The organism is Bosea sp. AS-1, assembly GCF_002220095.1.
Classification (GTDB): domain Bacteria; phylum Pseudomonadota; class Alphaproteobacteria; order Rhizobiales; family Beijerinckiaceae; genus Allobosea.
This window is the reverse complement of sequence record NZ_CP022370.1, coordinates 136,522-157,140: the sequence shown is the minus strand read 5'-3', so window position 1 is coordinate 157,140 and position 20,619 is coordinate 136,522. Positions and strand designations below refer to the sequence as shown.

Annotated in this window: 19 protein-coding genes and 4 pseudogenes; 6 read left to right on the top strand and 17 right to left on the bottom strand. The window is 66.5% G+C overall.

What is annotated here, in order from left to right; all coding sequences use genetic code 11:
* Window positions 1–523: 523 nt before the first annotated feature.
* The 4 genes from CE453_RS00855 (at window position 524) to CE453_RS00840 (ending at window position 3,525) form a co-directional block, all read left to right on the top strand.
* Window positions 524–1,225: a ParA family protein gene (locus CE453_RS00855; protein WP_089172874.1), complete on the top strand. Its 702-nt coding sequence runs from the start codon at window positions 524–526 to the stop codon at window positions 1,223–1,225.
* 1 nt (window position 1,226) lies between these two features.
* Complete coding sequence (locus CE453_RS29565) at window positions 1,227–1,637, top strand: hypothetical protein (protein ID WP_089172873.1); 411 nt, start codon at window positions 1,227–1,229, stop codon at window positions 1,635–1,637.
* 175 nt (window positions 1,638–1,812) lie between these two features.
* Window positions 1,813–2,181: a transcriptional regulator gene (locus CE453_RS00845; RefSeq protein ID WP_089172872.1), complete on the top strand. Its 369-nt coding sequence runs from the start codon at window positions 1,813–1,815 to the stop codon at window positions 2,179–2,181.
* A 144-nt stretch (window positions 2,182–2,325) separates the two neighbouring features.
* Window positions 2,326–3,525: a DUF1173 domain-containing protein gene (locus CE453_RS00840; RefSeq protein WP_089172871.1), complete on the top strand. Its 1,200-nt coding sequence runs from the start codon at window positions 2,326–2,328 to the stop codon at window positions 3,523–3,525.
* Window positions 3,526–3,595: 70 nt separating this feature from the next.
* On the opposite strand, the gene CE453_RS00835 is transcribed toward CE453_RS00840, so the two are convergent.
* Entirely contained in the window at window positions 3,596–3,778 is a 183-nt protein-coding gene (locus CE453_RS00835) for a hypothetical protein (protein ID WP_089172870.1), read from the bottom strand.
* A gap of 422 nt (window positions 3,779–4,200) precedes the next feature.
* On the opposite strand from CE453_RS00835, the pseudogene CE453_RS00830 reads away from it, so the two are divergent.
* Window positions 4,201–4,480, top strand: a pseudogene (locus tag CE453_RS00830) (HU family DNA-binding protein).
* A gap of 54 nt (window positions 4,481–4,534) precedes the next feature.
* Here CE453_RS00830 and CE453_RS28370 read toward each other — a convergent pair.
* The 9 genes and pseudogenes from CE453_RS28370 to CE453_RS00795 form a co-directional block, all read right to left on the bottom strand.
* On the bottom strand, window positions 4,535–4,690 hold the full coding sequence (locus CE453_RS28370; protein WP_157732863.1) for a hypothetical protein: 156 nt from the start codon (window positions 4,688–4,690) through the stop codon (window positions 4,535–4,537).
* Between the two features lie 384 nt (window positions 4,691–5,074).
* The gene (locus tag CE453_RS00825; RefSeq protein WP_089172869.1) at window positions 5,075–5,386 is read right to left on the bottom strand and encodes a DUF736 domain-containing protein; all 312 of its coding nucleotides are present in this window, start codon (window positions 5,384–5,386) and stop codon (window positions 5,075–5,077) included.
* Between the two features lie 936 nt (window positions 5,387–6,322).
* Window positions 6,323–7,039 carry a hypothetical protein gene (locus CE453_RS00820; RefSeq protein ID WP_248307697.1) on the bottom strand — a complete coding sequence of 239 codons (717 nt, stop codon included), beginning with the start codon at window positions 7,037–7,039 and terminating at the stop codon, window positions 6,323–6,325.
* Entirely contained in the window at window positions 7,020–7,157 is a 138-nt protein-coding gene (locus tag CE453_RS28365; RefSeq protein WP_157732862.1) for a hypothetical protein, read from the bottom strand. The genes CE453_RS00820 and CE453_RS28365 overlap by 20 nt, the downstream gene beginning before the upstream one ends.
* Window positions 7,157–7,372 (bottom strand): annotated as a pseudogene (locus CE453_RS28880) (zincin-like metallopeptidase domain-containing protein); the annotation flags it as partial. The pseudogene CE453_RS28880 and the gene CE453_RS28365, both read right to left, overlap by 1 nt.
* A gap of 126 nt (window positions 7,373–7,498) precedes the next feature.
* A complete protein-coding gene (merBA, locus tag CE453_RS00810) occupies window positions 7,499–9,736 on the bottom strand; it encodes a bifunctional organomercurial lyase/mercury(II) reductase MerBA (RefSeq protein ID WP_089172868.1) in 2,238 nt (745 codons plus the stop codon).
* Between the two features lie 4 nt (window positions 9,737–9,740).
* On the bottom strand, window positions 9,741–9,980 hold the full coding sequence (merF, locus tag CE453_RS00805) for a mercury resistance system transport protein MerF (protein WP_089172867.1): 240 nt from the start codon (window positions 9,978–9,980) through the stop codon (window positions 9,741–9,743).
* A gap of 1 nt (window position 9,981) precedes the next feature.
* Window positions 9,982–10,269: a heavy-metal-associated domain-containing protein gene (locus CE453_RS00800; RefSeq protein ID WP_089172866.1), complete on the bottom strand. Its 288-nt coding sequence runs from the start codon at window positions 10,267–10,269 to the stop codon at window positions 9,982–9,984.
* 22 nt (window positions 10,270–10,291) lie between these two features.
* Window positions 10,292–10,715 (bottom strand): annotated as a pseudogene (locus tag CE453_RS00795) (mercuric transporter MerT family protein).
* An 86-nt stretch (window positions 10,716–10,801) separates the two neighbouring features.
* On the opposite strand from CE453_RS00795, the gene CE453_RS00790 reads away from it, so the two are divergent.
* Entirely contained in the window at window positions 10,802–11,230 is a 429-nt protein-coding gene (locus CE453_RS00790) for a MerR family transcriptional regulator (RefSeq protein ID WP_089172865.1), read from the top strand.
* Between the two features lie 14 nt (window positions 11,231–11,244).
* Here CE453_RS00790 and CE453_RS00785 read toward each other — a convergent pair whose 3' ends face one another.
* The 7 genes and pseudogenes from CE453_RS00785 to CE453_RS00755 all read right to left on the bottom strand — a co-directional run bounded on the left by CE453_RS00785 (window position 11,245) and on the right by CE453_RS00755 (window position 20,185).
* The gene (locus CE453_RS00785) at window positions 11,245–12,168 is read right to left on the bottom strand and encodes an ArdC family protein (protein WP_089172864.1); all 924 of its coding nucleotides are present in this window, start codon (window positions 12,166–12,168) and stop codon (window positions 11,245–11,247) included.
* A 220-nt stretch (window positions 12,169–12,388) separates the two neighbouring features.
* Window positions 12,389–12,829: a hypothetical protein gene (locus CE453_RS00780; protein ID WP_089172863.1), complete on the bottom strand. Its 441-nt coding sequence runs from the start codon at window positions 12,827–12,829 to the stop codon at window positions 12,389–12,391.
* On the bottom strand, window positions 12,826–14,919 hold the full coding sequence (locus CE453_RS00775; RefSeq protein WP_349236614.1) for a hypothetical protein: 2,094 nt from the start codon (window positions 14,917–14,919) through the stop codon (window positions 12,826–12,828). Before CE453_RS00775 ends, CE453_RS00780 begins: the two co-directional genes overlap by 4 nt.
* A 68-nt stretch (window positions 14,920–14,987) precedes the next feature.
* Window positions 14,988–16,829 (bottom strand): hypothetical protein, encoded by a 1,842-nt coding sequence (locus tag CE453_RS00770; RefSeq protein ID WP_089172861.1) that lies wholly within the window; start codon window positions 16,827–16,829, stop codon window positions 14,988–14,990.
* Window positions 16,826–18,244: a tyrosine-type recombinase/integrase gene (locus CE453_RS00765; RefSeq protein ID WP_089172860.1), complete on the bottom strand. Its 1,419-nt coding sequence runs from the start codon at window positions 18,242–18,244 to the stop codon at window positions 16,826–16,828. The genes CE453_RS00770 and CE453_RS00765 overlap by 4 nt, the downstream gene beginning before the upstream one ends.
* A gap of 268 nt (window positions 18,245–18,512) precedes the next feature.
* Window positions 18,513–19,229, bottom strand: a pseudogene (locus tag CE453_RS00760) (ArdC family protein); the annotation flags it as partial.
* Between the two features lie 368 nt (window positions 19,230–19,597).
* Window positions 19,598–20,185 carry a hypothetical protein gene (locus tag CE453_RS00755; RefSeq protein ID WP_089172858.1) on the bottom strand — a complete coding sequence of 196 codons (588 nt, stop codon included), beginning with the start codon at window positions 20,183–20,185 and terminating at the stop codon, window positions 19,598–19,600.
* Between the last annotated feature and the right edge of the window lie 434 nt (window positions 20,186–20,619).

The following is a 20,619-nucleotide window of genomic DNA, read 5'->3' as shown; positions in this document are numbered from 1 at the left end:
TATCTTGTCAACTAACATCTATTAGAATAGACGGCTCTCCAGCCCCCCCACTCCCACTGACCCCGCCATTGCGCCACCTCATGGCCTCGCGGCCGGTCGCATCGCGCCGAGGGCCGCTGTTCCGGCATGCGGCATTACCGCAATTCGCTTTGTCGATGACTCGGTCATGCATGAGAACGTCATTGCTGCACCACCGCATTTCGCGACCCGTGGAACGCCACATCACAGCTTTATCATAGTGATGTATCGAAGGAATGCAGCACTCTGCGGATGCAGAATAGCCCGAATGCCGCCCTGCCTCATTCCCGTCTTGCGGCGTCACGGCAAGCGCGAATTACGGCATCGCAGACGTCCGGGATTCCCGGAATAGCGTCATTTCGAACTGCTGCGATCACGCCTTACGGGCTTAGCGCAATCGCATAGTTCGGCAATCCCGAGATACCGTCTTGCGGCGAACCGGCATTGTCTAATATCTATTATAATGTACATTGACCAAGAGAGCCCGAAGGCCCGTGGAGCACCGATGCCGAGCATCTTCGCAGTCGCCAACCCAAAGGGCGGAAGCGGCAAGACGACCGTTTCGATCATCCTCGCTGGAGAGTTTGCCCGCCACGGCTATGCGGTGGCGATCATCGACGCGGATCCGCAAGGATCGTCCTATCAATGGCACGCGTCGAGCATCGCACGAGGGATGAAGCCGGAGGGGATCGATCTGATCCGGGCGGCGAACGAAGCGGAGCTTTTCGCGGCGATCGAAAATGGCGAGCGCTATGACGTCGTGGTCATCGACACGCCCGGCTATTATGGCAACGTCCTGATCCAATCGACACTGCGGGCCGATCTTGTGGTCCTGCCGTGCAAGGTCCACACTTTCGATGCGTCGCAGGTCGTGCGCACCATCCGCAATCTCGAACAGCATGCAGCGGCATCGGCTCTACCGATGAGTCAGCATCGCGTGCTGTTCAACGAGTATGACAGTCTCGACCGCAACACGCGACCACTGCGCGAGGTCATCGGCTATCTCGATGCCGAACAGGTGCCGATCTGCTCGAACGCACTTTATCGCCGTGTGACCTATCGCACGATGACCAGCGGCCACGGCACGCTCTATCAGATGAGCGATGGCGACGAGCCCGTTCGGAAGGCGCGTTACAATGCCGACCAGGTCGTGCGTGAGCTGCTCGCTGCCAGTCAGGGTACAGCGCCGGACGAGGCGGCGGCCTGACATGGGCGGTTCCGACACTAGCAGCAAGCCGGACAGGCCGCCCCTCCCCCGCGACGCCTTCAGATCGCAGCGCGTTGCTTCGTCCGGGCCCGTCGCGGCTGACCCGAAACCTGTGGTCGTAACGCCTGCCTATGACGACTCCGCCAACGGTAGTCCTCGCAGCGCGTTTCCGCCTCGGCCGCGGGAAGCCGCAGCACCGGCCCGGCGGCCCGCGCGAGCGAAGCCAGAGCGGAACCCGTTCGAGGCTTATGGCGAGCGGTCGTCGTCCCGGCCCTATGCGCTGCGCTTGCCGGACGCGATCGATCTCGTCCTTCGCCAGATGGCCGCCGAGGAGCGGACGCAGCCGCTGCGCGTGATCGACCGCATCCTGTACGAGCATCTGCAGCAGATTGGGCGACTGCCACCGATATGAAGGCGCCCCACCGGAATCCGCCCTGTCGCTTGGGCCGGGCGACATCGGCCTGAATACGAGCAGGGCGACGCCGCAAGCCGTATTTGGATCAAATTGCAAATGTCTATTATCTTAGATGTTAGACGCTGATATAGGGTCCTGGGAATCGTGATCGCCAACCTGTCCTGGGAACCAGATGCCCGTTCGCAAGCCCCAGCCCCTCGATCATTCGATCCTCAACGAAATGATCGCGATTCGCCTGCAGCAGCTCGAGATCGAGAACGGCGGCATGGAGAAGCTTCTGCCGAAGACGGGGCTCGCGCGTCAAACCTACTACCAAATGCTCCGCGGAGCCGGGAACCCGACGCTGAAGACGATCGAGCGCCTCGCCGCCAGTCTGCACATGTCGGTGTTCGAGCTTCTCGGCTTCGAGGTCGAAGATGCCCGCCGCGCTCTGCAGAGAGGCGGAGTCGACTATGACGATTTGAGTTCGGCCATCGCCAAGAAGAACCGGGCTCAACGCACGATCGCGCGTGAAGCGCGCTCGCGGAAACTGCCTGTGTAGGCAATGAGCGCAGGAAGGCAGCCTGTTTCGACCGGCGCCGCCTCCGCGCCGCGGCCTAACTTGCAGCGGGCGGCCTCGATGTTCGCATAAGTCCAGTCGCCAATCGCGCAAGCGGAACGCCGGTGACGCGCCAGGAGGACGTGGATGCGCCGGTACGAGATTGCAGGCACCATCACAACGGAGGGTGATCCCGCCCTGAAGGACGCGATCGCGGCGGCTTATCGCGATCACATTCGCCCGCTGTGTCTATGCCGCCAGCCGGGCATTCCGATGTATGTCGCCGCGATCGGCGAGCAGCATGTGATCAAGCGCATGCCGCTCTCGGGCGGCCAGCACGATCCAGACTGCGACTCCTATGAGCCGCCTGTCGATCTCTCGGGTCTCGGTCCACTCATGGGCAGTGCGATCCGGCTTGATCCCGAAAGCGGGATGGCGGCGTTGCGACTGGAGTTCAGCCTGACGCGGACCGGCAGCCGGGCGGCGGCGATGCCTGCCGCGTTGGAATCGACTTCGGTGAAGAGCGAGGCGCGCCGGCTGTCGCTCCGGGCGCTGCTACATCTGCTCTGGAACGAAGCCGGCCTGACCAAATGGACCTCCGCCTGGGCCGGCAGGCGCCACTGGTGGAATATTCGCTGGCACCTGCTCGAAGCGGCGAAGACGATGCTGGTGAAGGGCGCGCCACTGAGTGACGTGCTTCTCGTTCCGGAGTCCTTCCGCGCCGAGCAGAAGGACGCGATCGAGCAACGGCGGGCGACCGCGCTGAGTGACATCCAGCCGCAGAAGACCGGCCCGCGAAAGCTCATGGTGTTGGTCGGCGAGGTCAAGGAATTCCAGGCGGCGCGCGGCGGCCACCGGCTCGTCATCAAGCACCTGCCGGGCTTCCCGTTCCTGCTCGACGATCGTGCCTGGGTTCGCGTGCAAGCGCGCTTCGAGGCGGAGCTCGCGCTATGGGCGGCGAACGATACCTCGCATCTGATCGCAATCGCGACCTTCGGGCTGAATGCCGCCGGTCTCGCGATCGTCGAGGAGATCGCGCTGATGGTCGTGGCGGAGAACTGGATCCCTTACGAATCCGCCCAGGAGCTGCGCCTTGTCGAAGCGCTGGCGAAGGCGCGCGAGCAGAGCATCAAGGGCCTGCGTTTTGCCTCTCCCGCGGATCAGCCGATCGTGGCAGCGCTGTTGCTGCAGCACCGGCCACGGCCGCTCGCCCTCTTCGTCGTGCCGGCGAATGCGGACGACGCCTATCAGGAAGCGCTCGATGAGATGATCGCATCGCGCCCGGAGATGGATAGTTGGATCTGGCACACGGGCCGTGGTGAAATGCCAGCGCTCCCCGTCCGATAGCGATGTCGGCCGAACAGCGAGCCGAGGCGACGGACGGGTGGCCGGGCGGGTCCGGCAACGGGGTGCCGGCTCAATGAGCTGGCCCGCGCTCGTGCGGATCGAATTCGTGGATCGGCTCAAGGTCGTCGTTGGCGTCGAGTTCGTCGCTCGGCAGGGCGCCGTACTGATCGCCGGACTTGAAGAGCGTGACCGGGACCATGAGGGTGCGGGCGAGCTGGAAGGCGTGGTCTTGCGCGAGGCTGAGATCGGACATCGTCGTGAGGATCCATCCGGAGCGGGGGAATTCCCGCTCGATGGCTCCTCGAAGGGTCGGCCCCGGTCGCGATCACCGCGCAGGCCTTGGCCAAGCGGCCGCAGCTTGCTAGCGGACCCTTCATGGGTTGATCGTGGAAGATCCGGGGCTGGCCCAGGACGCCATCGCGAGAGAGCGGGATTGCGCCGCTCGGGCCGAAGCCCCGACACATGGCCCTGATCCTCGAACGACACCCGTACCGCCGCTCTCCTGCAGCTGGCACCTGCCGTCGACCGATCCGGTGATACGGCGCTAAGCCCGTTGACGCAGAACTGCAGCGGGCCTTGACGTGGTCACGATGCGAACGCCCGATGCCGCTCGCGCCACGATCGGGCGCATACACACAGATTCGACGACAAACGACATCACCGAGGAACGCCCCCATGGCCACCACCGCTGAAATCGCCGACAAGATCGCCGCCGACCAGAACCTGACCAAGGCTCAGGCCAAGACGATCGTCGATAGCGTGTTCAAGCAGATCGCCGAGGCGGCCAAGAGCGGCGGTGAAACCAATGTCCCGGGGCTTCGGGAAGTTCAAGGTGAAGGCGACCCCGGCGCGTGAGGGTCGCAACCCCTCGACGGGTGCGACAATCAAGATCGCGGCTTCGAAGAAGCTGCGCTTCACACCCGCGAAGGCCGTGAAGGACGCGCTCAACGGTTGAAGCCCTCCGACCGCGAACGGTAACACTGCCGTCGTCGACATGCGAAGAGGAGGCTCACGCCTCCTCGGCCTCGCGCCGCCGATCCGCCTCAGCGAGCAGTTGGTCGAGACGTGCCTGCGTCTCGGCGCGTTCCTTGCGGGTGAGGATGCATTCCGCGAGCTCCGCACGCAGCTCGCCGATCTCTGCGTAGATGTCGAAAGCGTTGTTCATGTGAACCTCCAATGTCTCGATGACGGGAGGCCGCCACCGGTCGTTGGAGGTCCGGGGCAAGGATTGCGTCAGCAACCGGCGGAGCCGGCGGGTGGGGGAGCCGATTTTGTCGATGGGCGCGCATGCGCCCGGCGACAAAATTGGGGGTACCGCCCGTCCTTGCGGCGGGCCGACTGACGGTATGCTTGTCGCCCCAGAGAGAAAGACGGCCTGGCTCCACGGTGCCGCGCCCTCCGGGAGACGCGGGCTCCCGGCTGAGAGAACCTGCCCGACAGGATGACACGCCACGCCGGCGGCAACCGCGAATGCCCCCGGCCTCGCGGGCGCAGGTCCGACCGACATGGAAATGGCCCCGCCGTATGGCGGGGCCGGGGTGGCGGAAGATCAGTCCCGGTTCGGCCGGGACCAGATCAGCTGGAGGCCTTGTTCGCCTTCGACCTCGACCAGGGTGGCGTAGATCGGCGCCGGGAAGCTCGGGTCGTCAAGCTTGACCGAGAGGTAGTCGCGGCCGCTCTGCTCGGAGTGCTTCTGCCAGGCCGCACCGAGTTCGACGGCGCCGGAGTAGATGCGGAAGTGGGGGCCCTTGTCGGAGGGGTTTTCGATGCGCTCGAGGCGGGCCTTGACGTTGAGGGTGAGGGTCTTGATCGAGCCGGTGAAGCCGGTGGTGGTGGAGGTGAAGGTGCCGATGGTAGCCATGGTGCCGTTCCTTTGCTGTTTCGGGCCGCGCCCTTCGCGACCTCGATGGCTGTCGACAGGACCGGGGACGATCGGACCGCACCCCACCGGGGTCCCCGGCGCGCTTGCGCGCTGGGGTGGTCCTTAGGGGCCGCAATGCAATGGAGGACGGCTGGAAGCGGCTTTCTTGCCCCGCGAGGAATGGCGCGCAGCGTCAGGGGAAGAAAGTCGCGCGAGGCCGTTGCGGGAGGACGATCGAGGCGAAGCCGTTCTCCGGTCAGACATGCCCCATCGAGCCCGCAGGAGGGCAGGCCTGGATCAGACCGAAGAGGAGCCACGACATGGCTGCCGCCGCGTCGGCGCACAGATTCGCCAAAGGCTTCCGCCGGAACGGTCTGCCCGGCAGCCCGGCGCGAGTGCGACACCCGCCCGCCCTGAAAACTAAGGCCAGGCGCCAACACACCTTCCACTCCCGCCTGTGAACGGGCCTGCGCGCCGGCATTACCGTCAGCCGAGCGGTGCCGCCCCACTCCACCACAAGCCCTTACGGCGCGGCAGGCTTTCCGCGGTGCATCCTGCTTCGGTCGCGGACGTCGAAGGTTCGGCCGGCCCAGCTTTAGCCTGGTCGCCGCGCAATGCTCAGGGATGTTTTCCGGCAGATGCATTCCGACGCTCGAGGAGGCCCGAACAAGAGGCGACGATCTCTTCGCGAGCGGCCATCACATCCCAGCCAGATCTCGGGTCTGAACGGCGTCTTGGATCTGGACAAGCGATCGTCACCGGAATCGGCGGAGACGGCCGCAGGCTGGCTCCGTGCCGCAGGCATAGAGCGCGGCCGCCCGGAACGGGCGGTGGCCCTATCCTCTCTGAGGCTCAGTCAACTACCCGGAATCGTCCAGCCGATCCCGCTACCCCAGGCAGGTGATGTTCACCACTGGCCGTGAGAAGACAGCCCGCTCATGCGCTCCTGCTTTTGCTGGCCTTGACCGCCAGCAATTCGGCATAGCGGCCATGGATCCCGTCCCGGTCGAGAAACCGCGCGTTCAATTGGAGCAGGCCGCTGATTTCGGCCCGGACCTCCGCCAACAGATCGGCTTCCGTGTCGGAGAGCATTCGTGTCGGCCATCCCTTCACAAAGCGCATCGGCCGGCTGATGCGGCGCTCCGCGGCAATGCGCCGCGCCGCTGTCTTCTTCGCGAGCACCAAAGCATCACGAGCGTCATGATCAAGGAGATGCGGGGCGATGTCGCCGAGCCAGCGCGCGCCCTGGAATGCGAATGAGCTCCGGCATTCGAGGTCGACCATCGTCCGATAGAGCTCGTGGGCCTTGGTCTGGCAGCTTGCGGCCTTGAGGTCGGCGAGGCTCGACATGATGCAGAACCGGCACGAGACGCGCGTCATCCCGAACTGCCGGTAAGCCGGATGAAGCGCAAGCCGCGGGCCGATGTGGCCGACACGGTCAAGGTATTCGAACGTGGCGATCGCCGCCGCCTGGCTGTCCTTGCCGCCGGATACGCCGATGGCGACCGGAGCGTGCTGTCTGAGGAGTTCGGCAATAGCCGGTGTGCTTGCGATCGGCCGAGATTTGTAACGGCTGCGTAGGGGCGCGGGGCGGGCTCGAAGCCCTTCCGCTTTGCGATTGCGGCGGCCCGCATCAGCCTGCCTCCCCAACATGGTCATCCAGCGAGAGCGGGCCGCCGTTACGCGCGATTGCCGGCATGTCGATCGGCGCGCCACGCGCTGTCGCGGCGAAGCCGCGGATCAGCAGACGGGAGGAAGGGGTGGCTGCCATTATGCGGCCTCCCGTTCTTCGGAGACCGTCGGCTGAAGGCCGTGCAGATAGGCGACAGCCCGCTGCGCATGCGCCGCGGCCTGGAAAATGGCACGCTTGTCATCGGCGAGCACGCGCAACCAGGAATCGAGATAGGAGGCGTGATCCGGCCGGGGTTCGAGTTCGGGCGCGATGCCGAGGTCGGCGCAAAGAAAGCAGCTTCCGAGTTCGGCGATTTATCTGAACAGTCAACCTGTCTCAGGCGGATTTTTCGGCGGCATTTGTCTGAAAATCCACACGCTTCCGATCGATCTCGACGCGTGAGACAGATTCGAGGGGTGCTCAGAGGCCCTTGCCACTATTCAACCGGCGCAGCAGGACAGCTTGGCGACGTCCCTGTCGAAGGCTAGCGCCGCGAGCTTCAGGCCCTCGACGGTGGTGAGGTACGGAAAGATCGTGTCCGCCAGATCGTCGACGCTGAGCCCCTGCCGGATTGCCAGTGTTGCGGTCTGGATGCTGTCGGCGCCTTCCGGCGCGAGGATGTGCGCGCCAAGCAGCCGGCCGCTGCCGGCGTCGGCGACGAGCTTGATGAGCCCACGTGTGTCGCGGGCGGCAAGCGCACGGGGCACCTGGTCGAGACCGATCGTCGAGACGCGGACCGCATGCCCGGCGGCGCGCGCTGCGGCCTCGATCAGCCCGACGCTCGCCACCTGCGGATCGGTGAACACGATCGCCGGCATGGCGCTGTTGTCATAGCGCAGGCTGTCGCCGTTAAGGGCGTTCTTGGCCGCGAGCTTGGCACCGTAGGCAGCCATGTAGACGAACTGGTCGCGGCCGGTGACGTCGCCGGCGGCATAGATGCCAGCGCGCGTCGTGCGCATGCGGTCATCGACGACGATGCCGCCCTTCGGCGAGATGGCAATCCCGTGCTCGGCAAACCCGAGGCCTTCGATGTTGGGCGTGCGGCCGGTGGAAATCAGCACCTGATCGGCGCCGACAGCAATATCCTCGCCGTCGCGCGTAACGGTCAGTGAAACGCCGCCCTCAGTCTTGCGGATCGTACGGTAGGCGATGCCGGAGACGACAGTGATCCCTTCGTCCTCGAAATACCCCGTCAGCGCCGCGCCGATCTCCGGCTCGGCCTCAGGCAACAGTCGCGAGCGACAGACGAGCGTCACCTTGACGCCGGCACGGGCGAACATCTGGGCGAGTTCCGCGCCGATATAGCCGCCGCCGATGACGAGCAGTGAGGACGGCAGCTTCTCAAGCTCGAGCGCCGACGTGCTGGTCAGATACGGCACGGTCTCGATCCCAGGGATGGCGGGGATTGCCGGCCGCGCGCCGGTAGCGATGATGATTTTGCCGGCCGGAATGCGTGTACCATTCACCTCGACACCGTCGTCGACGAGGCGCGCCGGCCCATCGCGATACGCGATGCCGTTGTAGGCGGGGAGCAGGTCGACATACTTGGCCCGGCGCAGCTCCGAAACCAGCGCGTCCTTCTGACGAACGGTTCCGCGCCAGTCGGCCAGTTCGGCCTCGGCTGTGATGCCGGCAAAACGGGCTGCCACGCGAGCGTTGTGCAGCGTCTCAGCGGCGCGGATGAGGGTCTTCGATGGTACGCAGCCGACATTGACGCAGGTGCCGCCGATGGTACCACTGCCGATCAGCGCGACTTGGGCGCCCTGATCAGCGGCGGTGATCGCGGCAGAGAAGCCGGCCGAGCCGGCGCCAATCACGACGAGGTCGTAGGTGCCACCATTGCGGCCGTTGGCCGGGAAGGGGCGGCTTGCGACCGCCGTGCTCTTCGACGCCGTATCGAGTCCAGCAAGGCTCGGCCCGAACAGAGCGCGGCCAGCCTGCAGTCCTTCCTCGATCGACAGCCGGAAACCCGGCTTGTCGGCAGAACGTTCGTCGCGCCAGAGGGAGAGATGCTCGTCCGAGCAGAAGAAGGCGGTCGTCGCGCAGAGCGAGCTCGCGGCGCAGCCGCCTTCATAGCGGACACTTTGCCACATGACGGCCGTCGACGGCGCGACGGCGGCCAGCGCCCGTCCTCGCTCACGCGTCGTGATCCGGATCGGCGCGCCGCAATGGCGGCATTGCGAGGCGATCGCGACGTCACGACCGGTCATGGCGCCGATGCCGAGCGCGTCGACCGCGCACATGGCGTTGAGAACATGTCCGTCCAGCGTGACCCGATGGCCGGTGTCGCGGTCGGTGAAGGGATAGGCACCGACGATCTGCTCGCCGTCGAGAACGACGAGGTCGCGCCGGCGAAGTTCTGCGAGCAACGGCCAGATGGCCGTCTCGCTCAAACTTGCACGTTCCGCAAGCGCGCCTATAGCCGGGGCCTGCCCGTCTTCGGCGTAGAGCTGGAGCAACGCAACGCGCACGCGGTCCGTGGTGGGATCGTAGCCGCTCCAGCGATTGAGCACGTGGTCGGAGCCGACCATCGCCTGCAAGGCGTCTCGGACCGCCGGCAATGTGACGGCCGACCAGTCCGGAAACGTAACATCGGGCCGCACGGCGAAGCTCGGCAGTGTCGCGGGCTGAGAAACGGCAGGTTTGTCCCGGGAGGAGGATGCACAGCAATCGTTCATGGCTTCAGGCTTCCTTGTGGTTCTTGCTCTCGCCGCAGGCCGCATTCGCCCGGCGGCGGTAGAGGCCCCACGCTATGAGTCCCAGGCTGACGGCCAGCAGTGAAAACGCCATCAGATCCGCGCTGACGAGCCACGCGCCCAGACCGACGAGCGGCAGCAGGACGGCAAGAATGGGTGTCACGCAGCAGATCGCAGCTATTATGCCGCCCGCCACGCCGGTGCGGACCAGGGCAAGGTCGTTCATGTCAACTGCCCTGCCTCGGGTGGGCCGGATAACCGGCATTCATGCTGGCGGCCGCGATGGCATCGGGGTTCGTCTTCGCATCGTCGAAGGTGACAGTCGCGGTCTTCGCCTCGAAGGAGACGGTCACATTCGCGACGCCGGGGACCGCCGCCATCGTGGTCTTCACAATGTAGGGACACGTGGCGCAGGTCATGTTGTCGACGGCGAAGGTGATGGTGCGCTCGCCGGCCCAGGCGGCAGGGGCCAGCATCAGCGAGCCGATCAGGGTGCAAACGCTCAAACTCTTCATAGGGGAGGCTCTCCTTTCGGTATCAGGCGGAAAGCAGCAGCGGAGCAACGTAGTCGAAGGCGAAGGCAGCAACGACGAGAACCGTTGCCATCCAGAGTCCGATCTGGACGAGGCGGCTGGGGCGGGGCGTGTGCAGGCTTCGCCGTCGGCGCAGGCTCGCCGTGGCTTCCAGTAGACGAGGTAAAAGCCGTAGCCGAGAACGCCTGTCGTCCCAGCGACGAAGAAGGGCTTGTAGGGGCAAGTGCCGTCAGATTGCCAATCCAGGCACCGCTGATACCAAGGCTGAACAGGATGAGTGGAATGATGCAGCAGGACGAGGCGCCGATGGCGCCGAGAATACCGCCGACTGCGACCAGGCGCTGCCGCCGGACCTCATTCTGCTCGGGCGTCGTCAGCTTCGCTGCAGTCGGTGCAATGTCTGCTGGTCCATATCGCGATGCATTCATGTCAGGACTCGCTTTCCTTGCCGAATTCCTATCCAGGCGCTAGTGTGCAGTCTGTAGCAACTACAGAGTCAAGAGGGCTTTTTGCGATGGGCGATCACGCCGGGATGAAGGGCATACAGCGGGCCGAGCTCGCCCGGCGGACGGGCTGCAATCTGGAGACGGTGCGCTATTATGAGAAGGTCGGCCTTCTGCCCGAGCCGCCGCGCACGGCGAGCGGCTATCGCAGCTACAACAGCACTCACGAGCGGCGGCTTCGCTTCGTTTTGCGGGCGCGCGAGCTCGGGTTCTCGCTTGACGAAATCCGTGAGCTCCTGCGTCTCGTTGACGAGCGCGACCGGCCCTGTGCCGAAGCACGCGATGTCGCTGCCGTCCACCTTGCCGACGTCCGGGCGAAGATCGCCGACCTGAGGCGCATGGAGCGGGTGCTCGAGGACGTCGTTGCCCAGTGCGGCGACGGCACGCTCCCGGAGTGTCCGCTGATCGAGACGCTGTTCCAGGAGCGAACCGTCAACTGATCGAGCAGGGGCGCCTATGCGGCGCCCCGGACCTCGTGCTGGCGATCGCCGACCTGCTGCGCGTGCATCCAGTCGGTGATCTCCTGCGCCTTGCTCGCGGCGGTGAAGATGGCGCGCGAGTCGGAACGCAGCACCTTGAGCCAGGAGGCGATGTAACGGGCGTGGTCGGGTCGCGGCTCGACGCTCAGGTTGAGATCGGCGCAGATCATCGCGCTCAAGAGCTCGACCGTGCATTCCTCCATCGCGTAGGCGGCCGAGCCGAAGCGTCCGGAAAGATCGCGGTCGAGGCGATGCCTGGCGCCGGAAGCGTGGCCGCATTCATGCAGCAACACGGCGTAGTAGGCGACCGCGTCGCGGAAGCAGGCGAACTCCGGCATCTGCACCTGGTCGGTAGACGGGCGGTAGTAGGCCTGCGGTCCGCCGTGGCGGATGTCGATGCCGAGGGCCGCGCAGAACCGTTCGGCCCGCTCGATCCGCTCGACCTCGGGCAGCTCCGGCGTCTCGGGCGGTGTGTAGCCGTCGACCTGCGCGCAGTTGAAGACGGTGTAGCCGCGGGCGAACATCCGCCGGGCGGGCTCGTCGCGATCCTCGTCGCCGTGTTGGGCGTCCGCATCGCCGCGATCGGTGGTCTTCCAGAACACGACCAGATGGCCGCGTTCGCCCTTGCGAACCTGGGCGCCGAGCGCCTGCCATTGGCGGTAGGTGCCCCAAATGCCGGCGGGATAGCCGGCCGCGTGCGCCGCGGCCCAGAGCGAGAGGATGTTGACGCCACGATAGGCCTTGCACGAGGCGACGTTGACCGGCGTGGTGATGGCCGATCCGTCGTGATGCCACGGCATCCGGTAGTCGCCGGCGCCGGCTTCGATGGCGGCGATGATCTGGCTGGTGACACGCTCGTAGATATCAGTCCGGGTCGAGTTGCTGCGATCTGTGGTCATGGGTGCCTCCTTCAGCTCGCCCTCTCCGTCGAGGGCGAGGCGGCAGGGGCAGACGCGGGGGGCCGGCCCGTCACACCCTGTTCTCGGTGCTGGTGCGGAACAGGGTTGATGGGCTGGCAGCGTCTGCCACACCCGAGCCCCTGCCTCGACGGGCGAGCTTGAAGAGGCACCCATGACCGACGACCGCAAGACCGGTCGACGATAGGCAGTTGCGCGGCTCTCAGCCGGCGCCGTCTCGCGGCGGGCGTCGCAGCGCGACGACCTTGGCCTCGCGCGATCGGTCAAGCTCGTCCTGCAGACCGGCTATCACCGCATCCCGCTCGGCGATCTGCAGCGTCAGCACCTGGATGTGCTGGGCGAGCGTGCGGGCGAGGCCGCGCAGCTCGGCGATCTCGGCGCCGCGCACGGCGCGCAGCTCGGCCTCGAGCGCGCGGATGCGCTCCTTGAGGGCTCTCGGAGTGGCTCGCCGGTGGCGTGCTTCGGCGGCACGGAACTCGGCGAGAACATCGACCGCACGGTTCGCCGTCGCCCGGCTGACTCCGGCCTCGCGCGCCAGGTTGGCGACGGTCAGCGCGCCGTCGGTGCGCTCGGGGCGGCCGTCGAGCAGCCGTGCCATCGCCGCCCGCAGCGCCGCCTCGCTCTTCGGGCCGAGCGCGCTCATGCGGCGCCCTCTATCAGGGGTGCGATGAGCCGGCGTTTGCGTTCGTTGTCGCGCGCGATGGCTTCGCGTTGCAACGGCGACAGGCGCCGGTCGGCAAGCAGCCCTTCGCCCTCGGCGATCGAGGCCTGCCACGGCTCGCGATGCCGGGCGGTCAGACAGGCGTTCGGGCAGCGATCGGGACTGCATCGGGAAAGCGCCGGCGCCGTTCGCTCGGGATCCGCCACGTCCGTGAGGCAGAGGGCGGTCGCCGCATCGAAGAGGCAGTCATTGAGGAAGCCGACATGCAACGTCCGTCCGAGATGGGCGAGCGTGGTGCGCAACCGCTTGCGGTCCATGATCCGGCCGGGAAGATCACCGATCTCGTCGTGGACGCGGGCGAACTCCCGTCGCAATCGCGCCGCACCCGGTCCGGCCGGACCTTCGTCGCGCAGATAGGCCTCGTAATGGGCGACAATGTCGTCGAGCTGGCCGAGCGCGCGCTCGCGCTCGACGGCGAGGCGGAAGTCGGCCCGCGCCGATCCGGCATAACCTTCGAACATGGCGACCGAGGCGTGCTTGTACTGGATCTTGCCGGCGATGGTGCCGAACGGCCGGTTGGCGATGTACCAGGAAATTGTGCGGCGCAGCTGCCGCGTCGTGAACTTCCACGGCTCGTCGCCGGGGCGCGGGATCGCTGGTCCGCCTTCCGAACGCGCGTCCAGGCCGTCGCGGAACAGATTGAGCGTTGCCGTTGCGCCCATGCCGAGGTGATCGGCGCTCCAGGGCCAATCCTTCAGCGTCACCCACAGGGACGAGAGTCCCTTCTCCTTGCGATTGCGCGCCGAGAGCACCTCCATGACTTCCACGGCGCGGGCGACCGGCTCAATGGTGATCCAGTCGGCCGTCACGCCGCGCGGGCCATGGCGCTTGTAGACGGTGCTGCGCACCCGATAGCGTTCGACCAGGCCGTCGCCGCTACGCACCGGCGACACGCAGCCCGGCTGCATCGCCTGCACCTCGCTGTCGCGCATGCCGGTGAGATAGGCGCAGACGATATAGCAGGCGCCCTGCAGCATCCGCTCCTCGCGGGCGAGACTGAGGCCGTCGAAGCGCTCGCGCCATGACAGGCCGGTGTCCGGATCAATGGAGATCGGCGTATCGAGACCGCCAACCTCGGTTCCGAGCTCGGCAGCCATCTCCTCGATCAGTCGCGCGGTCGCCTCGGACTGGCTGACGCGGCCGCTCTCCGGCGCACCGGCGTGCAGCCGCATCAAGTGCAGATTGTAGGGTGGCAGCTCCTGGCCGGTCAGCGGATCGATCCGGCGGGCGGCGTTGGGCGCGCGCTCCCAGATCGGGATACCCCGGCCGGCAGCCCGGCGCGCGTCGAGCCACTTCGCCACGCGGGCCCGATAGGTCCTGGCGACGGCCCGTCCGGTCTGCTGATCCCGCGCCATCAGCCGGGCGCAGCGGGCCTCGAGAGCATCCAGCTCCGCCCGCGCCGCGAGAATGTCGGGTGCATAGATCTCAACATACTTGAGCGCCCAGCGAAGCATGGCGCCGATGACCGGCTCGGGAATGCGCGGCGTGGCGTTCTCGGCAGGCGCCGGCGGCCGGCCGGCGACACGGTGCGCGGCGTGCCCGCGCCACGGCAGAAAGCCGATACCGCCGCCGGTCAGCCACGGCGCCAGGTGGTGCAGGTCAATCGGCACCTCGACATACTTCACCGTCTCGTGGGGCGTTCTCCGGCCGCCGTCGCGGGCATGCACCAGATAGGCGTCGAGCAAAGCCGGATCCACTCGGCCGAGGTCGACGGCGCCGAGCTGCGTCCGAAGGAACGCGGCAAAGTGCTGGATGTAGCGCAGAAGCCGGATCGCCGAGGTCGCGCCGCAGGGCGCACGATATCCCGGCAAGTGGATGCGCAGACGGGCGATTACATACTCTTTCGCCAGACGGCGCGTGACCGGATCGGCGATGCGGGCGAAGTTGAGCCGGTAATTGCTGTAGCGCGCGTTCACCCGGAAGATGGCGGCGCTCAAATCCCAGTGATCGTCACCGAAACGGTGGAGCTGCGCGCGGTCGGCATCGTCCCTGATTGCGACGCCGGCGAGCACGGGCTCGTCGTCACTGTAAATGACCGAGGGCAAAGAAGGTCTGGCTGGAAGTGTGATCGGTGCTGGCATCATGGCGCTCCCGCTTCAGGCGGAAGGTAGATCAGCCTCGGGTCCGCAGCCGCAGCCTGTCGCGCCTCATCAATCTCGGCTTCGCTGAACCGGGGCAGGATCTGATCGGCGATCCGGCCATGAACGCGGCCGAACTTGGTCGTCCAGTCGGCTTCGGTGAGCGCTTGTCTCTGCGTCCTGATAAAGCTGAGGAACGACAGCAGCGCGGGCAGCTTGCGGGCCGTGATCACCGCGTTGCTGCATTCGAGACAGCCCCAAAAGGGCGACGGACAGGCTTCGCCCTCTGGGCCGAACGGGCTCGCGTAGAACCCGCCGCAACTGGCGAGCCAGACATCCTGTTCGCCGCGGAGCAACGCGGTGACAGCGGCGGCGCCGGAAATGGGAAGACCGGTCGCGTGGTCGGGATCGACCCGGACGGCCGCTTCCTCGTCCGGCGACAGCACGCAGGGACGCAGGGCTGCGTCAAGCGCATCGCTCATGGCGTCGGCGATCGTGGCTTCGTGAATATGGCGAAGCGCGGGAATGTCGGCGTAGTGATTGGCCGCAACCGCGGTGCTGTGCCCAACGGCAAAGCGCTCGAGCTGGCCGCCCGTGCGCCGGTACCATGCCGCCTTGTGAGTCTTGCGCAGGCGAGTCAGGTTGAGACGAAGGGGCTGGTCCTGTTCATCGCGGATGTCATGCCGGCGGGTCCATGAAGCCACAGGCTCCTTCATGCCAAGCACGCGCGGGATCAAGCGGCCCCAGGCGTAGTGGACCCAGAGCGTATCGGCGCCGAGCCGGTCTCGCGCCGGGCCGGTCCACTGCAGCACCTTGCGGATCAGACCGCCCGGAGTCGAGGAACCGCCGTCGCGCACGCGCAGCCGCTTCCACTCAGCGCCGCGCGCCCGCCGCTTACAATACTCAATCTCGACATAGCCACCCGCCGGATTCTTCAGGCAATCTGCCCGCAGGTCCTTGATCGCTTCGATCTCGAGCCCCGTGTCGAGCGAGACAAGGACTATGAGCGACACGAGGTCGGCGGCGAGCAGGTGCCGGCGGCCATGCAGATCGTGGATCAGGCGATCGTTCGGCAAGCCGCTCTCACGGCGGAGTGTGTAGAGCCGCTTGAAGAGAGGATGCCTGTGCCCAATGACGCCTTCCGCATCGATCGCCGCCATGGCCGCTTCGTGTGCCGCCGCGAGCGCGCTGCTTCGAAAGGCGTCCTCGACCGTCGGCATTCGATCTGCGTCAGCGAAGCGACGGATGATGGCGGCCAGATCGGTGCGTGCCGCGGTCCGCAACGCCTTCGCGATATCGTCGCCATAGGCATCACGCGGCCGGGCGCGCACGCCCGGCCGGTCGCTCGTGTACATCAAGCGCCGCGAGGCATCGGGCGGCAGGCGGCCGGGCTCGGCGGCTTCGGCGAGCCGCAGCAAGTTGAGCACCTTGCTCATCCGGTGCAGCCGGTGATTGGGATGCAGGCCGCTCTCCTCCATCCAGGCGTCGAAGCCGTCGATGCAGGCGGCGCTCACGTCGGACAATCTGACGACGTGGGGACTAACGGCGTCGAGATACCGCCAGAACGTCTTAAGCGCATTGGCATAGGCGGAAGCGGTCGAGATCGAGCCGGCCGGACCGCCGACCTGGCAGGCGCGCCAGAGAGCACCGGCAAAACTCCGGGCCAACGCCCTGCGGCCGCTGAGCATCGTCAGGTCGATTGTCTTGCTACGGTCCGCAAGCGTGACGGAGAAGCGCAGCGACGCGATCGCAGCGACGGCTTCACCCTCGGGGTCGGGCAAGGCTTCGGGAAACAGTGCACGGCGGCCCGGCCACCGCTTTAAGGCAGTCATCGCGGCAATCATGCGGCATCTCCAGCCGTATCTTCTGCCCAGCGATCCGCGGCCGCCTCGACCAGCTCCTGCGCCTCGGCAAGGCTGTCGAGATAGATGTAGGTGCTGGTCACGCTGGCGTGCCCCAGCAGGTGCTGCAGCTTCTGCAGCGGATCGCAGAGAATCCGCCGGTAGGCCGCGCCGTGCCGGTCCTGCGGATCGAACACCGAGCCGATCTGCTCGCGGATCAGCATGGAGAGCATGTTGCCGGCGAAGGTATGCCGCAAGGTATGCGGCGTCACGTCGATCTCGATGCCGAAGCGACGACAGCGGACGCAGGCCCGGCGGAAGGCAGCTTCCCAGGTGGCCGGCGGGACAGGCTGGCCGCATTCGGTCAGCCAGAGCACGGCATGCTGCGCCGTAGCGGGTGCACCGATCAGCACGCGCCGGCGCTCGCGTGGCGTCAGGCGGTCGACCCGAACACGCTTGCCTGCGTCATCTCTTACCTTCCTGTCCACCGGCATTAGCCAGAGCGGATCGGACAGCGCCGGTTCGGACCGGGAGGCGGAAATCGTGCGCTCGAAGTCGATGTAGTCGGCGATCATCCTCAGCACCCTGCGGGGAATAGGGATGCGCCGTGGCCGTCCGCCCTTGGCGATCGGACCGGCAAGATCGAACGGCGCTGAGCGCGATCCAGCCTCGGTCAGGCGCGGAAGCTCCGTCAGGAGCAGGCTGCCGGCCTCGGTCAGCCGCAAACCGGTCGTGACGAGAAGCTCGGCGAAGAGGGCGTTCCGCTCCCCATTGCGGCCACGCCACGCAGGATCCTCGGAACCGTCCGGCAGACGTCCTCTCAGCCCGACGTCGCGAAAAAGCAGGTAGCGGCCGAGGTCAATGTATCGGGTATCGTGCCGACGCGCTGCGCGCTCACGTGCCCGGTTCGTCGTGACGGCCACCATGGCGCGCCTACCCGACGCCCGCCGTAGCGCGACGCCGTAGCCGAAGGGCGAGGTCGTGATGATCTCCTCTTCAACGGCCCAGCGATAAAGCTTGTCAAGCGCGGCAACGCAACGGTTCCAGCTCGACGCCGAAATGCGGTATGCGGCGTCCGACAGGCGCCGTGCCCGATGAAACGCCAACACGTCATGGCGGTCGGCCTGCCAGACCGTCTTGCCGCCGCGGCGTTCGTGGAGGAAGCGTGCCCAAACAAGAATATCGCGTGCGTAGGAGCGCCACGTGTTCGGCGATCGCGCCCCCATAGCGGGACAGGCGCGGAAGAACCGGTTGAGATCAAGATCGTAGCTGCCGTCATCCATCAGGATGAAGGGCATGTCATCGATCAGCCCGGCGCGCTCGGCCGTGTCAAGCGCGCCGGGCGCAGTGTTCACTGCGAAACCATCTATGGAAAGCGGGCGCGAAACAGCGCCAAGGTCGGTAAAATATAACTGCACGCACGATACCTGAACGGAGCGCCTTCGGCGCAACTCTTTTGTTTGGAATGCGAGGGGTTCCCCTCGCGCTCTCCCGTTCGCCACGTGGCAGGGGTGCAGGACTTTGCCTGCACCCCATGAACAAGCTTGTGGAGTCGCCGCCGCGTCAAGCGTTGTCCTCGCTTACGCTGCGGGAACGCTTGACTCGGACGTCTGAAGAGCCTCATCGGAACCGCCGATGATGCCTCCCCATGCCTGATTCTGAGACAGGATCACAGTGTCAGGATAACGCGATCAGCTCCTCGCGGGCACGTTCGCTCTTGTCCTTGGCGTAGCGCGTCAGATCGCGGTTCAGGCGCTGGGGCGTCCCTGTCCAGTGCGTCGCTTCGTGGCTGAGTGTCGCGACATAAGACTCCACGTCGCGGAACGTCGCGAATGGCGGCATCTGGATGAAATCGCCAGCAGGCGAGAAGAAGGCCCTGTCGCCGCCGTGCCGGATCACCGCGCCTGTGTTGGCGAAGAAGCCATCAGCATGTTCGATGTGCGCGACCGGATCCAGGACCGGCTCTGACCGGGCATAGTATCGATCGGGCAGACGATCGATCTGTGCGACATTGAAGACTGTGTACGCCTTCAGGAACGGGATCTCGCGATCGAACTCCTCGCCGCCGGAGCCGAGCTCCGTCTTGGTGAAGCGGCTCGCGAAGACGACGGTGGTCCCGGTCTCGTCCTTGCGGACGGCCCCGCCGAGCTCGATCGCCTGCTTGAAGGTCATCCAGGTTGGCGAGGTGAAGCCGCGCGCCATCGCCTCGGACCAGAGCAACAGGACGTTCATGCCAGCGTATGGCAGGCCATTGTGCCGCAATGGGCGCGTCACCCGGCCGATGGCATTTCCAGCCCGCCAGGGCTGCATCCAGGGCCGCACGCCCTTTTCCAGGTCCGTGACGATCTTCTCGGTGATCCGGGTGTAGATGTCCGCCCGTTCGCCTGCATTCTTCCTTTTCATGGTCCTGATCTCCGATTTGGAGGTCGCGCCGCTCGCGACCCCGTCACGGCGGTCCGCAAGGCCGGGGCGTCAGGACGGCGCGCACCCGAGCCGAGCCCATGGCAAAGCCAATGGGGTGGCGAACGGCCGGAACGCATGTGGAGGACGGCGCAGCCGTTGCGCGGCTCCTCGCCCCGGCAGGACCGCAGCCGGGACGGGACGCGGCGAGCGCTTTCCCCCTCGCTTTTCGTTCGTTGCCCTGGTCGGCGCGTAAGCCCCCTAACCGAGCTGCGGCAGAGCCATCGGACCAAAGCGAAGCGCAAGCCCGTCGAGACGATCGAGACGGACGACGCGAGAAAGGGCGGAGCCGGAGCTCCGCCCCGTGCGGCTTATCCGAAAGCAGCCATCTGGAGATCGGCCGCCTTGCGGTCGACGGTGGCGCCGACGTTGTCCATCGGCCGCTCGAAGGGCTTCCAGTTCTCGCCGACGACCTGCTCGTAGGCTCGGACGGCGCCCTCGGCCGCCATGAGCAACGCATGAGCCTGAAGCCCCATGTCGGCTGCGAATTCGCGGCGGCGCTGGGCCTGGCCATCGAAGCCGACCGGGCCATTGAGGTCCTCGTCGCGGGCGTCACAGGCCGATTTGGCCGTAGCATCTCGCGCCTCGGTGACGGCGCGGGAGTAGAACTGGCCAGCGCCATGGGCCGAGCCGACATAGGCCCCAACGATGCGCTGGAGGTGGATCTGCATCGCCCGCTCGCCGAGCCCCTCGTGGAGACTGTCGGCGGTCTCGACGAGCATGCGCTCGTGCAGGTCACGGATACCGTCGCTGTCGAGAACGGTAAGCCCGAAGCTCTCAGAGATGCGCATGGCCTGTGTCGTATCCGGGCAGGCGAGGCGGACCATTTCGAGGGTGGTGCCCTTGCGCAGCTGCACGACGCGGGCGGGTTGACGGTGAGATTGAGCGGTCGTGGCCATGTCGTCATCCTTTCTTCGATTGCTCCCGGGGAGTCTGGCCGGCGCTTGCCGGCATCCCCTCGGGTGCGGTCGACAGGAACCGGCGCAAGCCGGGCGCTTCACAGGTCCGGCCTTTGCCAGGCGAGCGGGCCGGGGACGCGGAGGAGCAGGGCTTTCAGCCCTCGCGAAGGAGGCGCCCCCCGGCTTGCGAGATCGGCGGAGGCCGGCCGCCACGCGGCGCGGCACGCGGCCTTGAAACGCACGGCCGACGGTTCAGACCGCAACAAACCCGAGGCGATGCCAGCGAGCGCGGTTCAGCCGGGAACACTGCCGGAGGAAGGCGCCGTGGCCTCCGCTCCCCTCGAATGAGCCTCCCGCTCCGCAAATGCTGGCGCGGCGTGACTATGGCCGGCGGCCTGGGTTAGTGCCAGGCGCGCAACCGGATTCTCGGGCGT

Coding starts and splice junctions, on each gene's coding strand:
- CE453_RS28365 (WP_157732862.1), bottom strand. CDS start 7,157: ATGGCAGCCACCCCTTCCTCCCGTCTGCTGATCCGCGGCTTCGCCGCG.
- CE453_RS00820 (WP_248307697.1), bottom strand. CDS start 7,039: ATGTTGGGGAGGCAGGCTGATGCGGGCCGCCGCAATCGCAAAGCGGAA.
- CE453_RS00855 (WP_089172874.1), top strand. CDS start 524: ATGCCGAGCATCTTCGCAGTCGCCAACCCAAAGGGCGGAAGCGGCAAG.
- CE453_RS00755 (WP_089172858.1), bottom strand. CDS start 20,185: ATGGCCACGACCGCTCAATCTCACCGTCAACCCGCCCGCGTCGTGCAG.
- merBA (WP_089172868.1), bottom strand. CDS start 9,736: ATGAACGATTGCTGTGCATCCTCCTCCCGGGACAAACCTGCCGTTTCT.
- CE453_RS00785 (WP_089172864.1), bottom strand. CDS start 12,168: ATGACCACAGATCGCAGCAACTCGACCCGGACTGATATCTACGAGCGT.
- CE453_RS00835 (WP_089172870.1), bottom strand. CDS start 3,778: ATGTCCGATCTCAGCCTCGCGCAAGACCACGCCTTCCAGCTCGCCCGC.
- CE453_RS00780 (WP_089172863.1), bottom strand. CDS start 12,829: ATGAGCGCGCTCGGCCCGAAGAGCGAGGCGGCGCTGCGGGCGGCGATG.
- CE453_RS28370 (WP_157732863.1), bottom strand. CDS start 4,690: ATGAACAACGCTTTCGACATCTACGCAGAGATCGGCGAGCTGCGTGCG.
- merF (WP_089172867.1), bottom strand. CDS start 9,980: ATGAACGACCTTGCCCTGGTCCGCACCGGCGTGGCGGGCGGCATAATA.
- CE453_RS00825 (WP_089172869.1), bottom strand. CDS start 5,386: ATGGCTACCATCGGCACCTTCACCTCCACCACCACCGGCTTCACCGGC.
- CE453_RS00770 (WP_089172861.1), bottom strand. CDS start 16,829: ATGATTGCCGCGATGACTGCCTTAAAGCGGTGGCCGGGCCGCCGTGCA.
- CE453_RS00840 (WP_089172871.1), top strand. CDS start 2,326: ATGCGCCGGTACGAGATTGCAGGCACCATCACAACGGAGGGTGATCCC.
- CE453_RS29565 (WP_089172873.1), top strand. CDS start 1,227: ATGGGCGGTTCCGACACTAGCAGCAAGCCGGACAGGCCGCCCCTCCCC.
- CE453_RS00845 (WP_089172872.1), top strand. CDS start 1,813: ATGCCCGTTCGCAAGCCCCAGCCCCTCGATCATTCGATCCTCAACGAA.
- CE453_RS00790 (WP_089172865.1), top strand. CDS start 10,802: ATGGGCGATCACGCCGGGATGAAGGGCATACAGCGGGCCGAGCTCGCC.
- CE453_RS00800 (WP_089172866.1), bottom strand. CDS start 10,269: ATGAAGAGTTTGAGCGTTTGCACCCTGATCGGCTCGCTGATGCTGGCC.